The sequence below is a fragment of the Streptomyces sp. NPDC048623 genome, from assembly GCF_040650755.1.
GTDB lineage: Bacteria > Actinomycetota > Actinomycetes > Streptomycetales > Streptomycetaceae > Streptomyces.
The window spans coordinates 103,738-116,732 of record NZ_JBEZHV010000002.1; the positions used below are offsets into that span (position 1 = coordinate 103,738).

Below are 12,995 nucleotides of genomic sequence, written 5' to 3' on the forward strand. Positions count from 1 at the left end.
GCAGGCACAACGGCTGAAAAGACCCTCCGTCATTCCGGTGGCGGAGGGTTTTCCGTACCCGTAGGTTGGTACGCATGATCGAGCTCGAGGGCCTCACCAAGCGGTTCGGATCGAAGACGGCGGTCGACCAGCTCACCTTCACCGTGCGGCCCGGGATGATCACCGGCTTCCTCGGCCCGAACGGGGCGGGCAAGTCGACCACGATGCGGATGATGCTCGATCTGGACAACCCGACGAGCGGGTCGGTGCGGATCGACGGCAAGCACTACCGCGAACTCCAGGAGCCGCTGAAGTACATCGGGGCGCTGCTCGACGCCAAGGCGATGCACGGCGGCCGCTCGGCGTACAACAACCTGCTGTGCCTGGCCCAGTCGAACCGCATCCCGCGGCGGCGGGTCGGCGAGGTGCTCGATCTGGTGGGTCTGACGGCGGTGGCGAAGAAGAAGTCGAAGGGCTTCTCGCTCGGCATGGGGCAGCGCCTCGGAATCGCCTCCGCGCTGCTCGGCGATCCCGAGATCCTGATGTTCGACGAACCCGTCAATGGTCTGGACCCCGAGGGAATTCACTGGATCCGCAATCTGATGAAGGCGCTCGCCGCGGAGGGCCGGACGATCTTCGTTTCCAGTCATCTGATGAGTGAAATGGCACTGACGGCCGATCACCTGATCGTGATCGGACAGGGAAAGCTGCTCGCCGACACGTCGATGGCCGATTTCATCCAGCAGAATTCCCGGAGTTACGTACGGCTGCGCTCCCCGCAGCAGGAGCGGCTGCGGGACCTGCTGCACGCCAACGGTTTCGTCGCCGTCGAGGTCGGCGGCGGGATCCTGGAGGTGGACGGCGCCACCACGGAGAAGCTGGGCGAGCTGGCGGCCGCGAACCAGATCGTGCTGCACGAGCTGAGCTCCCAGCGGGCCTCGCTCGAAGAGGCGTTCATGCAGATGACGGCGAGCGCGGTGGAGTACCACGCGCACGGGACGGACGTCCACGGGACGGACGTGCGCGGGACGGACGTGCGCGGGACGGACGTGCGCGGTGGCCCGGACGCGCCCGGGCCGCGCTGGGGCGAGACCTACAAGGGAGCCTGATCGATGGCAGCGGTTTCCGCGGTCCTCCAGTCGGAGTGGACCAAGATCCGGACGGTCGCTTCGACGGTGTGGACGCTGGCGAGCGCGCTGGTGGTGACGGTCGCGATGAGCGCCGCCCTGTCCGCGCTGCTGAAGTCGACCTTCCACGACCTGTCGGAACTGGAGCAGGCCACCTTCGACCCGACCTTCGTCAGCTTCTCCGGGATGGTGCTCGGACAGCTGGCGATGGTGGTGTTCGGCGTTCTCGTGGTCGGCACCGAGTACTCCTCGGGCATGATCCGCACCTCGCTCGCCGCCGTCCCGCAGCGGGCCACCTTCATCTTCTCGAAGATCGCGGTGGCCGGCGGCCTCGCGCTCGTGGTCGGTCTGGTGACGAGCTTCCTGTCCTTCTCCCTCGGGCAGGCGCTGCTCGGCGAGCACCGCACCACGCTCGGCGCGGACAACGTGCTGCGGGCGGTGGTCGGCGCCGGCCTCTACATGGCGCTGATCGCCCTCTTCTCGATGGGTGTGGCGACGATGCTGCGCTCCTCGATGCTGTCGCTCGGCATCCTGGTGCCGTTCTTCTTCCTGATCTCGCAGATCCTGTCGGCGGTGCCGAAGGCCAAGGAGGTCGCGCGCTACTTCCCCGACCAGGCCGGCTCCAAGATCATGCAGGTGGTGCCGGAGGCGATGGGCTCGGAGAAGGCGCCGTACGGGCCGTGGGGCGGGCTCGGGATCATGGTGCTGTGGGTCGTGGCGGCGCTTCTGGGCGGCTATCTGGTGCTGAAGAAGCGGGACGCCTGACGGGTCCCTGGGATTTCCCTGAACCGACCCCGGTACCGACCCCGAGCCGACCCGGAGTCGTCCCCGGCCCGTCCCTGACTCGTCCCTGACTCTTCCCCCAGGTCACGATTCCGCTTCGCCGGAACCGTCAAGGGCTGGATAAGCTCTTCGCTCGTACGGGGCCTGCGCCCCGTCGCGGACACGACCTGACCTGTCGATGGGGCTGGAGAATGATCGAGGCAGTCGGCCTGACCAAGCGCTACGGCGCGAAGACGGCCGTGTACAACCTTTCCTTCCAGGTGAGACCGGGACATGTCACCGGCTTCCTCGGTCCCAACGGCTCGGGCAAGTCGACCACCATGCGCATGATCCTCGGTCTGGACATGCCGACCTCCGGCCATGTGACGATCGGCGGGCACCCGTTCCGGCAGCTGCCGAACGCGCCCCGGCAGGTCGGCGCGCTGCTTGACGCGAAGGCCGTGCACGGCGGCCGCAGCGCCCGCAACCACCTGCTCTCGCTCGCGCAGCTGGCCGGCATCCCGGCCCAGCGGGTCGACGAGGTGCTCGGCGTGGTCGGCCTCCAGGACGTGGCCCGGCGCCGCTCCAAGGGCTTCTCGCTCGGCATGGGGCAGCGGCTCGGCATCGCGGCGGCGCTGCTCGGCGACCCGCAGGTGCTGCTCTTCGACGAGCCGGTCAACGGTCTGGACCCCGAGGGCATCCTCTGGGTGCGCAACCTGATGAAGAAGCTGGCCGCCGAGGGCCGCACCGTCTTCGTCTCCAGCCACCTCATGAGCGAGATGGCGCTGACCGCCGACCACCTGATCGTGATCGGCCGCGGCCAGCTCCTCGCCGACATGAGCGTCACGGACTTCATCTCGGCGAACTCGGCCGACTTCGCCCGGGTGCGCACCCCGCAGACCGAGCCGCAGCAGCGCGAAAAGCTGTCCACCGTGCTCACCGAGGCCGGCGGCCGGGTGATGCCGGAGCCGGACGGCGCCCTGCGCGTGACCGGCCTGGCGCTGCCCCGGATCAGCGACCTGGCGCACGAGGCGGACGTACGCCTGTGGGAGCTCTCCCCGCACCAGGCGTCCCTGGAGGAGGCGTACATGCGCATGACGCAGGGCGCCGTCGACTACCGCTCCACCGACGACCGGCTCGCCCACCTCCAGGCGCCGGTGCCGCCGCACCAGCTGCCGCACGGCGGGCCGCAGGGGTACGAGATCCCCGACGTGCCGCAGCAGGGCTGGTACGCCCCGCCGCCGCCCGGACAGAACCCGTACGCCACCCCGCAGCCCCCTCAGGACCCCCAGCCGCAGCAGCCGGGCCAGAACCCGGAGGACGCCCGATGAGCACCCCGACGCCGATGAACGGACCGGCGCCCATGAGCGGCCCGGTGCCGGCGAGCGCCCCGGCGCCCGCCCCGTACGCGTACGTCTCCCCCATCCCGGTCCGCAGGGCGCACCTCGGCGACGCGCTCGCCTCGGAGTGGACCAAGATCCGCTCGGTGCGCTCCACGATGTGGACGCTCGGGGTCATGGTGCTGCTGATGCTCGGCATCGGGCTCGGGGTGGGCGCGATCGCCGCCGCCTCGATGCCCGAGAACTCGGAGGACTCCGCGCTCGCGCTCGGCTTCTTCGGGATCCTGCCGGCCTCGATCTGTGTGATCACCCTCGGCGTGCTGACCATCAGCTCCGAGTACGGCACCGGCATGATCCGTACGACGCTGACCGCCTGCCCCAGCCGCAGCCGGGTGCTCGCGGCGAAGGCGATCGTCTTCTTCCTGCTGGTCTTCTCGATCGTCACGGTGCTCGCGGCGGCGGTCGGCGCGATGCAGGTGGGGATGGTCGACGCGGTCGCACCGAGCGGCGGCGAGTGGCTGCGCGCCACCGTCGGCGTCGCGCTGTTCCTCTCGCTGCTCGGTCTGCTCGCGATGGGCATCGGCGCGATCGTGCGGCACTCGGCGGGCGCCATCACCGTGATGATCGGTCTGCTGCTGCTCCCGCTGGTCGCGGCGATGTTCATGTTCTCGGAGGCGCTGCGCTCGCTGCAGGAGGCGCTGCTGACGTACGCGCTGCCCTCGCAGATGATCGCGCTCTACAGCGAGACCGCGCCGTTCGAGGGCAAGGGCCCGGCCGGCTGGGAGCCGGTGCTGATCCTGTTCGTCCTCACGGCGGCGGTGCTCGGCGGCGCGTTCGCGCTGCTGAACAGCCGGGACGTCTAGCGCTCAGGGGCGTCAGTAGCGCGGCGCGTTGCGGGACCGCTGCACCCGGGTGGTGCGGCGGTCCTTCGCGTTCCAGCAGGCCTTGTGCCAGTGCCGGCGGTCGTCGACGCCGCCGTACTCCGGCCACGCCACCAGGTGCGGGGCGCCGGAGGGGATCTCCTGGTCGCAGCCGGGGCAGCGGTAGCGCTTGCCCGGCGCGCTGGCGCCGGCGACATGGCGTACGCACCACTCCTCGCCCTGCCAGGTCTCGGTGCTCTGCACGCCGCCGTACCGGTCGCCCTGCTCGCTCGGCCGGTCGGGCTTCGCGCCGCCTCGGGGGCGGTTGTGGCGCGGGGACACTTCGGCACCTCGCTCGGGGTCGGGGACACGGACGGTTCCGTCCAGCGTACGGGCCGCGACAGGGTGGCCCGGCACGCACCCGTGGCGGATCAACGGAAAATCGCAAGAACTTCATGCGAGGCCGTTGCCTATGGCACGTGTCAGACGTTGTTGCCAGTACGAGGGGGACGCGCGGGCGATCTCGTCCACGGGCACGAGGGGGACACCGCGCCGGCCGCGAGGAGGCAGAAGCGATGCGCGTGGGTACGTTCGTGCTGGCCGCCCAGTTTCCGGGACAGGGTCAGCATGAGGCACTGCACCGGGCGGTGCGGGCCGCGGAGGTCGCCGAGGAGGCGGGCCTCGACTCGGTCTGGCTGGCCGAGCACCACTTCGTACCGTACGGGGTGTGTCCGTCGGCGGTGACCCTGGCGGCCCTGCTGCTCGGCCGGACCCGCCGGATCCGGGTGGGCACGGCGGTCAGCGTGCTGCCGAGCGTCCACCCCGTGGCGCTCGGCGAGCAGGCCGCCCTGCTGCATGTGGCCTCGGGCGGCAGGTTCAGCCTCGGGGTCGGCCGCGGCGGACCGTGGGTCGATCTGGAGGTGTTCGGCGCGGGACTGCCGGCGTACGAACAGGGGTTCCCCGAATCCCTCGACCTGCTGCTCCGCTGGCTGACCGAACCCCGGGTGGGCGCCCGGGGCGAGCGGTTCTCCTTCCGCGAGGTGGCGGTCGTCCCGCGCCCCGGCGAACTGATCGGCGGGCCCGCCGCCCCCGAGGTGGTGGTCGCCTGCACCTCGCGGAACACCGTGCGGCTGGCGGCCGAGCGCGGGCTTCCGATGCTGCTCGGGATGCACTGCGGGGACGAGGAGAAGGCCGAGATGGTGGCCTGCTGGGCGCGGGACGCGCGGGAGGCCGGGCGCACCCCGGACGAGATCGCGGAGATCGGCGCCGGCCATGTCTCGGCGGGTGTGGTGCAGCTCGCGGACCGTCCGTCGGACGCCTCGGAGGCTCTGGTGAAGGCGATGCCGGGCTGGCTGAAACAGGGCCTCGACGCTCATGTCACGGTCGACGGGAGGTTTCGTTCGATGCGCGACCCCGTGGCGTACACCGAGCTGCTGTGCGGGCTTCACCCGGTGGGCACCCCCCGGCTCGCGGTGGACCGGCTCGCGGCGACCGCGGAGCGCACGGGCATCACCCGCTTCGCGCTGCTCGCGGAGGGCTCGGGCGATCTGGCGGCGACGGAGGAGAACCTGCGGCGCCTGGGCACGGAGGTGCTCCCGCTGCTCGTCTGACATGTACGACCGTGCCGCCGCTTCCGCGATCAGTGAAGCTCTCCCGCGACGCGGGGCGGCGGCACCAGGCCTGTCAGCAGTCGCGCAGTTCCGGCGACTGGTTGAGGAGCTGCGCCCGTACGGACGTGAAGCGGGCGAGCCGCTCGTCGGCCGACGGGTCCAGCGGGAAGACCGCCACGCGGTGGCAGTTCTGGAAGGCGAGCCGTACGCCGAAGTGCCGCTGCAGCGCACCACGGATGGCATCGCTCGCGAGCACGCGCAGCAGCTGACCACGTGCCTGCTCATTCGGCGGCGGCGTCTGGTTGTCGGCGAAGTCTCCGCCGTCGACCTTCAGCTGGGCCACCAGAGAACTGATCATCTCCCATGCGAAAGGCAGGGAGGTCCGGACGCAGTCGACGAAGGCGGCTTCGTCGACCTCGCCTCGCTCGGCCTGTTCCAACAGGTCCGGTGAGACGTCGAGCGACATGGGTTCTCCTCTCGCGACCCCGCGGGGCGGGGTCTTGCGGGCAGGGACAGGCGGACGCCGTCGCGCACGCAGCGTGCACGGACGACGACCTCCTGTCCTCCACGTTAAGCGCCGGGTCCTGCCCGCACCAGGAGAATGGGCCCACAACCGGCCAATAAGTGACGGGTGTTGGGCGCGTGCGCCGCGGGCGCCGGGTGAACACCGGCGGGCGCCCGGCGCCCGACCGGCGCCCGACGGGTGGCCGCCCGGCGATTCGACTGCCGACCGCGGCCGCCCGGCAGCCGAATCGCGAAGAGGCGCGTCCGTCTTGTAGCGTTGCGGACCATGCGTCTCGTCATTGCCCGTTGCTCCGTGGACTACGCGGGCCGGCTCACGGCCCACCTGCCCTCCGCTCCCCGTCTGATCCTCGTGAAGAACGACGGCAGCGTCTCGATCCATGCGGACGACCGGGCGTACAAACCGCTCAACTGGATGTCCCCGCCGTGCACCCTCAAGGAGGGTGTCGACGGTGAGGTGGACATCTGGACCGTGATCAACAAGGCCGGCGAGAAGCTGATCATCACGATGGAGGAGATCCTCCACGACTCCTCGCACGAACTGGGCGTCGACCCGGGCCTGATCAAGGACGGCGTGGAGGCGCACCTCCAGGAGCTGCTCGCCGACCGCATCGAGACCCTCGGCGAGGGCTGGAGCCTGGTCCGCCGCGAGTACCCGACGGCGATCGGCCCGGTGGACATCCTCTGCCGGAACTCCGACGGCGGCACGGTCGCGGTGGAGATCAAGCGGCGCGGCGAGATCGACGGCGTGGAGCAGCTCACCCGCTACCTGGAGCTGCTCAACCGCGACCCGCACCTGGCGCCGGTGAAGGGCATCTTCGCGGCCCAGGAGATCAAGCCGCAGGCGCGGGTGCTGGCGACCGACCGCGGCATCGACTGCGTGGTGCTCGACTACGACGCACTGCGCGGCATCGAGGACGACAAGCTGCGTCTGTTCTGACGCCGGCTTCTTCCGTTGTACGGCCGAGGGCCCGGGTGCGAGTGATCGCGCCCGGGCCCTCGGCGTACCGGAGGCCGGGCCGTCAGGCGGGGGCGCCGGTGGTGGCGGTCACGCTGGGGCCCTGGGCACTGCTCGGGGGCACGGTCTCCGTCGGCGACGTGGTCGTCGTCGGCGGGTCCGTGGGCGGCGTCGTCGTCGTCGGCGGGTCCGTGGGCGGCGTCGTCGTCTTCGTCGGCGACGTCGTTGGCTTCGGCGACGGCGGCTTCGTCGCCGTCCTGCTCGGCGTCGGGCTGCCCGTCGCCGTCGGCGAGCCCGACGGGGTCGGCGCGGTGCCGGCCGTACCGGTCTCACCCGGGCTCGGCGTGCCGGTCGCGGTCGGGGACGCCGGGTCGGCGGGGCTGGTGGTGGTGTCCTCGGTGGGCTCGGTCCCGTCTCCGCTGCCGTCGTCGATGCCGGGGTCCTCCGTCGCGGTGCTGTCGGAGGTGACCTGGCCGGTGTGGGGGTCGTCGGCGTCGCCGGAGGTGAGGCCGAGGGTGACCACGGTGCCGAGGACGGCGACGAGCACGGCGCCCGCGCCTGCGGCGACCAGATTGCGGCGGGCGCCGCCGAGGACGCCCTTGCGCAGCCCCTCGCGCCGGTCGGCGGGCGCGGTGGCCGCCAGGGGCGGGCCGACGACCGTCGGGGGCTCGTCGGTGAACGCCGCGAAGGCGTCGAGGGAGGCCGGAGAGGTGACCGGCGGGGTGAGGTCCGGGAAGGCGGGCTTCGCGGGCAGGCCGGGCAGTGCGGCGGCCGCCGGGCCCTCCCTGCGCGGGAGCGCGGCGATCTTGGACGTCGGCCCGGTCTGCTGCACAGACTTCTGTACGGGCGCGGGCGCGGGCGAGGGCGCGGCCTTGGCGGCCTTCGGGAGCTTCTCGGTCTTCGCGGTCTTCGTGAACGAGGTCGGCTCGGGCTCCGCGGGCGTGCCGTCCGCCGGGGTGCTCGCACCGGTGAGGTCGGCGACCAGCGCGAGGGCCCGGCGGCCGGCGACGGTGCCGCGCTTGTCGGCGAGGGCGCCGCGCATGCCGATGGAGGCCTCGAGTTCGGCGCGGGCCCGCTGGAGACTGCCGCGGCAGAGCGCGAGGATGCCCAACTCGTGGTGGAACCAGGCCTCTTCGGCGACCGCGCCGGCGAGCCGGGCGGCCTCCTGGCCGCTGCGCAGGGTGCGCTCCCAGGCGCCCCAGTGCAGTCCGGCGGCGAAGGCGGGGGCAGCGCCCCGGGCGAGCTTGACGGCGGTGGTGTGGTGCTCGGCGTCGGTGCCGGAGACGGCCGCGGCCAGGGCGGCGAGCAGGGCGTCGGCCTCGGCGACGACGCGGTCGGGGGTGACGGAGGGGTGGCCGGCCCACCAGGCGTAGTGCTGGGCGATGGTGTGGGCGCGGCCGAAGGCGTCGGTCTCGTAGTTCGCGGCGACGAGCTGGGTCATGACGCCGGCGGCGAGGCGGTAGCGGGTGCCGACCGGGGAGAGCAGTCCGCAGGCCATGAGTTCGCCGACGGCGGCGTCGGCGTGGGTGTCGCCGACGAGCGCGGGCAGATGGGCCTGGTGCGGGACCTCGCCGCCGAGGGCGACGGCGAAGCGCAGGGCGTCCTGGGCGGAGCGGCTGAGCCGGGAGGCGAGCAGGACGGCGGGGGCGGCGCCCTCGCCGAGGCTGGGCAGGGGTATCTCGCGCAGTTCGACGTCGGGGTCGTCGATGTCCGGGGCGGCCGCCGCGGCGGCGGAGGCGCCCCCGCCGGTGCCACCGCCGGTGCCACCGCCGGTGCCACCGCCGGTGCCGCCGGGGGTGCCGAAGGCCTCCTCCAGGGCGCCGAAGGCGTCGAACTCGGCGGGGCCGACGCGGAGTCGGTCGCGCTGCCGGAGCAGGGCGCCGGCCTGCACGAAGCGGATCGGCAGGCCCTCGGACTCGAACCAGAGGTCGCCGGCCCAGTTGATCTCGTCGTCGGTGAGGGCACGGCCGGTCGCGTGCTCCAGGAGTTCGGCGGCGGCGGCGCGGCCGAGTCCGGTCAGGGCGAGCTCTTCGAGGCCGGCGTCGGCGGAGGGCGCGGGGGTGCCGGGTCCGGCGCCGAAGAGGAAGGCGCAGTCGGGGGTGGCGGCGAGCAGCTCGTCGAGGGCGGTGCCGCCGAACTCCAGGTCGTCGACGACGACGATGGCGCCGATGCCGCGGACCTCCAGGAGGAGTTCCTCGCGGTCTGGCCGGAAGCCGGGGGCGTACTGGACGGTGTGGAAGAGCTCGTACAGCAGGTCGGTGGGGGTGCGGTGGTGGCCGGAGAGCCGGACGACACCGTCGGGCGCGATCTTGGCGCAGTCGGCGGCGACGGCGTCGAGGAGGCGCGTGCGGCCGGAGCCGGCGGGGCCGGTGACCCGGGCGGAGCGGCCGCGGGTGAGGTGCTGCACGAGCGTGTCGTGCTGCTCCTGCCGTTCGAGCAGCGGGAGGGTGGGGGCCGCGGGGCCCGGCGGTACGGGCGCGGTGGCGGCGCGGGCGGCCTCGGTGCGCTCCCGGGCCGTACGGCGCCGCGGGGCCTCCGGCTGGTCGGCCGCCGGGCAGACCTCGATCTCGCTGCCGTCGAGCGGGTTGACGGTGAGCAGGAGGCCGCCGGAGACGAGCCGGGCGGTGCGCACGCGGCCGGGAGCCGTGGACACGGGGGCGGGTGCGGGCGCGGTGAGTCCGGGGCGGGCGTCCTCGCCCTCGGCGGCGTGACCGTACTCCTCCGGTCCCCGGTTGATCGGGTCCATGGTCCTAGCTCCCAAGCGGCGGGCGATGTGCAAGCGATGTGCAGGCGAGCCGACCCTAGACGGTTGTCGGACCGTCGTGAACATCCGGGGGCAGGTGGAGACCAAGACGTCACGGTCTTGTGAGGATTGGGTGTGACGCGTGGTTCGCACAGGTGCTTCACAGGCGCGTGTTACGCCCGTGACATATGCGCCCCGCGTTGTTCACACGGGACGGCCCGCTCCGTACGTGTACGGGTGCCCGGACCGGTCAGACGCGGGGCAGCGACTCCGCGGCCAGGCCGCCCTCGATCGCGAGGATGCGGTGAAGGCGCGTGGCGACGAGAAGGCGCTGCATCTGGGGCGGCACTCCGCGCAGCACGAGCCGGCGGCCGCAGCGGCCGGCCCGGCGGTGGGCGCCCATGATGACGCCGAGTCCGGTGGCGTCCCAGGAGTCGAGGCCGGTCAGGTCGAGCACGAGGTCGCCGACGCCGTCGTCGACCGCTCCGTGCAGGACCGTTCGGGCGTCCGCCGCGCTGCGGACGTCGAGGCGGCCCCCGACGACCAGCTCGGCGTGGTCGCCCCTGATGTGCATATGCGCTCCCCGAGAGTGCTCCGTGCGGTCGTGTTGCCATTGCCGTTGCAGTGCGGCGGTACGGCACTCCTGCCGTACCGCCGCACTGCCGTTGCTCAGTGCCCGTCTTCGCAACGCTTGACTCTGTCTGACTGCCGCATCGGCAGAAGCGTTGCGCCTCGTAAGCGAACCGATATCGAAATTCACCCCTGGGGGCGATGGCGCACGGGCGGTCGGACCCCTGTGCGGAATCGGTACACCACCGCGGCCCCGGGCCGGGCCGCGGTGTCGGTGAGCGTCAGTACGAGTAGAAGCCCTGCCCGCTCTTGCGGCCGATGTCACCCGCGTCCACCATCCGGCGCATCAGCTCCGGCGGCGCGAACTTCTCGTCCTGGGACTCGGTGTAGATGTTGCTGGTGGCGTTGACCAGGATGTCGACGCCGGTGAGGTCGGCGGTGGCGAGCGGGCCCATCGCGTGCCCGAAGCCGAGCTTGCAGGCGATGTCGATGTCCTCGGCGGTGGCCACGCCCGACTCGTAGAGCTTGGCGGCCTCGACGACGAGCGCCGAGATGAGGCGGGTGGTGACGAAGCCGGCCACGTCGCGGTTGACGACGATGCAGGTCTTGCCGACGGACTCGGCGAACTCCCGCGCGGTGGCGAGGGTCTCGTCGCTGGTCTTGTAGCCGCGGACGAGCTCGACCAGCTGCATCATCGGGACCGGCGAGAAGAAGTGGACGCCGACCACGGCCTCCGGACGCTCGGTCACCGCGGCGATCTTGGTGATCGGGATGGCGGAGGTGTTGGAGGCGAGGACCGCGCCGTCCTTGGCGATCTTGTCGAGGGAGCGGAAGATCTCGTGCTTGACCTCCAGCTTCTCGAAGACCGCCTCGACGACGACGTCCGCGTCGGCGACGGCGTCGAGCTCGGTCGTGGCGGTGATCCGCCCGAGCGCGGCCTCGGCCTCGGCGGCCTCCATCTTGCCCTTGGCGACGAAGCGCTCGTACGAGGTCTTGATGGCGTCCGTGCCCCGGGCCAGCGCGGCGTCGGTGACGTCGCGCAGCACGACGTCCCAGCCTGCCTGGGCCGAGACCTGCGCGATGCCGGACCCCATGAGTCCGGCTCCGATGACGGCGAGCTTCCTGGCCACTACTTCCACCCCTCATCGCCTAAACGGCTGTTCACTTTCTGGCTCTCCGGCGGAGATTAGCGGGCGGCGGGCGCCATGTGACCGCTAAGTAAGCCACGTCACGCCCGGTTTGACGGACGTCACACTCGCGACACCCCGGAACTCCCCCGAACCCCCTCGAACACCCCCGAACACCCCCGACATCGGCCGGATCCCCGTCGCGATATACCCCTGGGGGGTATAGGTGGTCGGCACACGCACGTTCCACGGAGCCCGGGCGTAACTACGCTGGAGCCATGGTCAATCTGACGCGCATCTACACCCGCACCGGCGACAAGGGCACCACCGCCCTCGGCGACATGAGCCGGACCGCCAAGACCGATCTGCGGATCTCGGCCTACGCCGACGCCAACGAGGCCAACGCCGTCATCGGCACGGCCATCGCCCTCGGGCAACTCGACGAGGACGTGGTGAAGGTCCTCGTCCGCGTCCAGAACGACCTGTTCGACGTGGGCGCCGACCTGTCGACCCCGGTGGTGGAGAACCCGCAGTACCCGCCGCTGCGCGTCGAGCAGCCGTACATCGACAAGCTGGAGGCGGACTGCGACCACTTCCTGGAGCGGCTCGACAAGCTGCGCTCCTTCATCCTGCCCGGCGGCACGCCCGGTGCGGCGCTGCTGCACCAGGCGTGCACGGTGGTCCGGCGGGCCGAGCGGTCCACGTGGGCGGCGATGGAGGTGCACGGGGAGACGATGAACCCGCTCACCGCCACCTACCTCAACCGCCTGTCAGACCTGCTCTTCATCCTTGCCAGGACGGCGAACCGCGAGGTCGGGGACGTGCTCTGGGTCCCGGGCGGGGATCGCTGAGGCCTTGTCCGCCGGGGCCTTCTTCGGCCAGAGCGCGTACGAGAGCGCGATCAGGCCGTGGATGCCCGCCGCCCGCCAGGCGGTCCAGATCCAGGCCCGCAGCGACTCGGTGTTCCCGTCGGGGCCTACGTACCGGATGGCGAGGAGCAGCAGGGCCGTCGCGACGGCCGCCGCGAGCGCCGAGCCCAGCCACACCTTGCCCTCGTGGCGGGCCCGGGCCATGCCGTAGCGCGGCGGCTTCACCGGCGGCGGGCCGCCCGCGAGGCGGTGGGCGGCGTGCCCGTCGAGCCACTTCACCGTGCGGTGGCCGTGGCCGCCGGTGTATCCGATGTACAGCGCGGCCAGGCCGTGCTCCCAGCTCGGGTCGGCGCCGTTCTTGAGGTCGACGGCGGTGACCACGAGCAGCACGACCTCCAGGAGCGGCTCGCAGAGCAGCAGCGCGAGGCCGGTGCGCGGCATCCGCAGCAGATAGCGGGCGGCGAGGCCGGCGGCGAGCAGCACCCAGAAGCCGACCTCGCACATCACGATCAGCGTGACGATCACGGG

The 12,995-nt window shown here is 72.0% G+C and carries 13 protein-coding genes; 7 read left to right on the forward strand and 6 right to left on the reverse strand.

Going from position 1 to position 12,995, the window contains the following annotated elements:
* Window positions 1-74: 74 nt before the first annotated feature.
* The 4 genes from AB0C73_RS03480 to AB0C73_RS03495 all read left to right on the forward strand — a co-directional run bounded on the left by AB0C73_RS03480 (window position 75) and on the right by AB0C73_RS03495 (window position 4,071).
* Window positions 75-1,088 (forward strand): ATP-binding cassette domain-containing protein, encoded by a 1,014-nt coding sequence (locus AB0C73_RS03480; protein WP_362524034.1) that lies wholly within the window; start codon window positions 75-77, stop codon window positions 1,086-1,088.
* Between the two features lie 3 nt (window positions 1,089-1,091).
* The gene (locus AB0C73_RS03485; protein WP_362524036.1) at window positions 1,092-1,871 is read left to right on the forward strand and encodes an ABC transporter permease; all 780 of its coding nucleotides are present in this window, start codon (window positions 1,092-1,094) and stop codon (window positions 1,869-1,871) included.
* Between the two features lie 209 nt (window positions 1,872-2,080).
* Window positions 2,081-3,199: an ATP-binding cassette domain-containing protein gene (locus AB0C73_RS03490; protein WP_362524038.1), complete on the forward strand. Its 1,119-nt coding sequence runs from the start codon at window positions 2,081-2,083 to the stop codon at window positions 3,197-3,199.
* Between the two features lie 32 nt (window positions 3,200-3,231).
* Window positions 3,232-4,071 carry an ABC transporter permease subunit gene (locus AB0C73_RS03495; RefSeq protein WP_362524701.1) on the forward strand — a complete coding sequence of 280 codons (840 nt, stop codon included), beginning with the start codon at window positions 3,232-3,234 and terminating at the stop codon, window positions 4,069-4,071.
* A gap of 12 nt (window positions 4,072-4,083) precedes the next feature.
* Here the strand turns inward: AB0C73_RS03495 and AB0C73_RS03500 are convergent, their stop codons facing one another.
* Window positions 4,084-4,410: an ATP/GTP-binding protein gene (locus tag AB0C73_RS03500; RefSeq protein ID WP_362524040.1), complete on the reverse strand. Its 327-nt coding sequence runs from the start codon at window positions 4,408-4,410 to the stop codon at window positions 4,084-4,086.
* Window positions 4,411-4,643: 233 nt separating this feature from the next.
* Here AB0C73_RS03500 and AB0C73_RS03505 point away from each other — a divergent pair, with 233 nt between their 5' ends.
* A complete protein-coding gene (locus tag AB0C73_RS03505) occupies window positions 4,644-5,678 on the forward strand; it encodes an LLM class flavin-dependent oxidoreductase (RefSeq protein ID WP_362524041.1) in 1,035 nt (344 codons plus the stop codon).
* A 73-nt stretch (window positions 5,679-5,751) separates the two neighbouring features.
* Here AB0C73_RS03505 and AB0C73_RS03510 read toward each other — a convergent pair whose 3' ends face one another.
* Window positions 5,752-6,144: an SCO5389 family protein gene (locus tag AB0C73_RS03510; RefSeq protein WP_362524043.1), complete on the reverse strand. Its 393-nt coding sequence runs from the start codon at window positions 6,142-6,144 to the stop codon at window positions 5,752-5,754.
* Window positions 6,145-6,468: 324 nt separating this feature from the next.
* On the opposite strand from AB0C73_RS03510, the gene nucS reads away from it, so the two are divergent.
* A complete protein-coding gene (nucS, locus tag AB0C73_RS03515) occupies window positions 6,469-7,140 on the forward strand; it encodes an endonuclease NucS (protein WP_362524045.1) in 672 nt (223 codons plus the stop codon).
* Window positions 7,141-7,222: 82 nt separating this feature from the next.
* Here the strand turns inward: nucS and AB0C73_RS03520 are convergent, their stop codons facing one another.
* The 3 genes from AB0C73_RS03520 to AB0C73_RS03530 form a co-directional block, all read right to left on the reverse strand.
* On the reverse strand, window positions 7,223-9,904 hold the full coding sequence (locus AB0C73_RS03520) for an ATP-binding protein (RefSeq protein WP_362524047.1): 2,682 nt from the start codon (window positions 9,902-9,904) through the stop codon (window positions 7,223-7,225).
* A gap of 247 nt (window positions 9,905-10,151) precedes the next feature.
* Window positions 10,152-10,475, reverse strand: coding sequence for an STAS domain-containing protein (locus AB0C73_RS03525; protein WP_362524049.1), 324 nt, complete (start codon window positions 10,473-10,475; stop codon window positions 10,152-10,154).
* A gap of 277 nt (window positions 10,476-10,752) precedes the next feature.
* Window positions 10,753-11,601 (reverse strand): 3-hydroxyacyl-CoA dehydrogenase family protein, encoded by an 849-nt coding sequence (locus AB0C73_RS03530; protein ID WP_362524051.1) that lies wholly within the window; start codon window positions 11,599-11,601, stop codon window positions 10,753-10,755.
* Window positions 11,602-11,876: 275 nt separating this feature from the next.
* Between AB0C73_RS03530 and AB0C73_RS03535 the strand changes: the two genes are divergently transcribed.
* Window positions 11,877-12,449: a cob(I)yrinic acid a,c-diamide adenosyltransferase gene (locus AB0C73_RS03535; protein ID WP_362524053.1), complete on the forward strand. Its 573-nt coding sequence runs from the start codon at window positions 11,877-11,879 to the stop codon at window positions 12,447-12,449.
* On the opposite strand, the gene AB0C73_RS03540 is transcribed toward AB0C73_RS03535, so the two are convergent.
* Complete coding sequence (locus AB0C73_RS03540; RefSeq protein ID WP_362524056.1) at window positions 12,369-12,992, reverse strand: hypothetical protein; 624 nt, start codon at window positions 12,990-12,992, stop codon at window positions 12,369-12,371. The two genes, AB0C73_RS03535 and AB0C73_RS03540, sit on opposite strands and share 81 nt — an antisense overlap.
* Between the last annotated feature and the right edge of the window lie 3 nt (window positions 12,993-12,995).

Bases quoted from the DNA above. Each gene is read 5' to 3' on its own strand.
- AB0C73_RS03480 (WP_362524034.1), top strand. From the start codon at position 75: ATGATCGAGCTCGAGGGCCTCACCAAGCGGTTCGGATCGAAGACGGCG.
- AB0C73_RS03485 (WP_362524036.1), top strand. From the start codon at position 1,092: ATGGCAGCGGTTTCCGCGGTCCTCCAGTCGGAGTGGACCAAGATCCGG.
- AB0C73_RS03490 (WP_362524038.1), top strand. From the start codon at position 2,081: ATGATCGAGGCAGTCGGCCTGACCAAGCGCTACGGCGCGAAGACGGCC.
- AB0C73_RS03495 (WP_362524701.1), top strand. From the start codon at position 3,232: ATGAGCGGCCCGGTGCCGGCGAGCGCCCCGGCGCCCGCCCCGTACGCG.
- AB0C73_RS03505 (WP_362524041.1), top strand. From the start codon at position 4,644: ATGCGCGTGGGTACGTTCGTGCTGGCCGCCCAGTTTCCGGGACAGGGT.
- AB0C73_RS03510 (WP_362524043.1), bottom strand. From the start codon at position 6,144: ATGTCGCTCGACGTCTCACCGGACCTGTTGGAACAGGCCGAGCGAGGC.
- nucS (WP_362524045.1), top strand. From the start codon at position 6,469: ATGCGTCTCGTCATTGCCCGTTGCTCCGTGGACTACGCGGGCCGGCTC.
- AB0C73_RS03520 (WP_362524047.1), bottom strand. From the start codon at position 9,904: ATGGACCCGATCAACCGGGGACCGGAGGAGTACGGTCACGCCGCCGAG.
- AB0C73_RS03525 (WP_362524049.1), bottom strand. From the start codon at position 10,475: ATGCACATCAGGGGCGACCACGCCGAGCTGGTCGTCGGGGGCCGCCTC.
- AB0C73_RS03535 (WP_362524053.1), top strand. From the start codon at position 11,877: ATGGTCAATCTGACGCGCATCTACACCCGCACCGGCGACAAGGGCACC.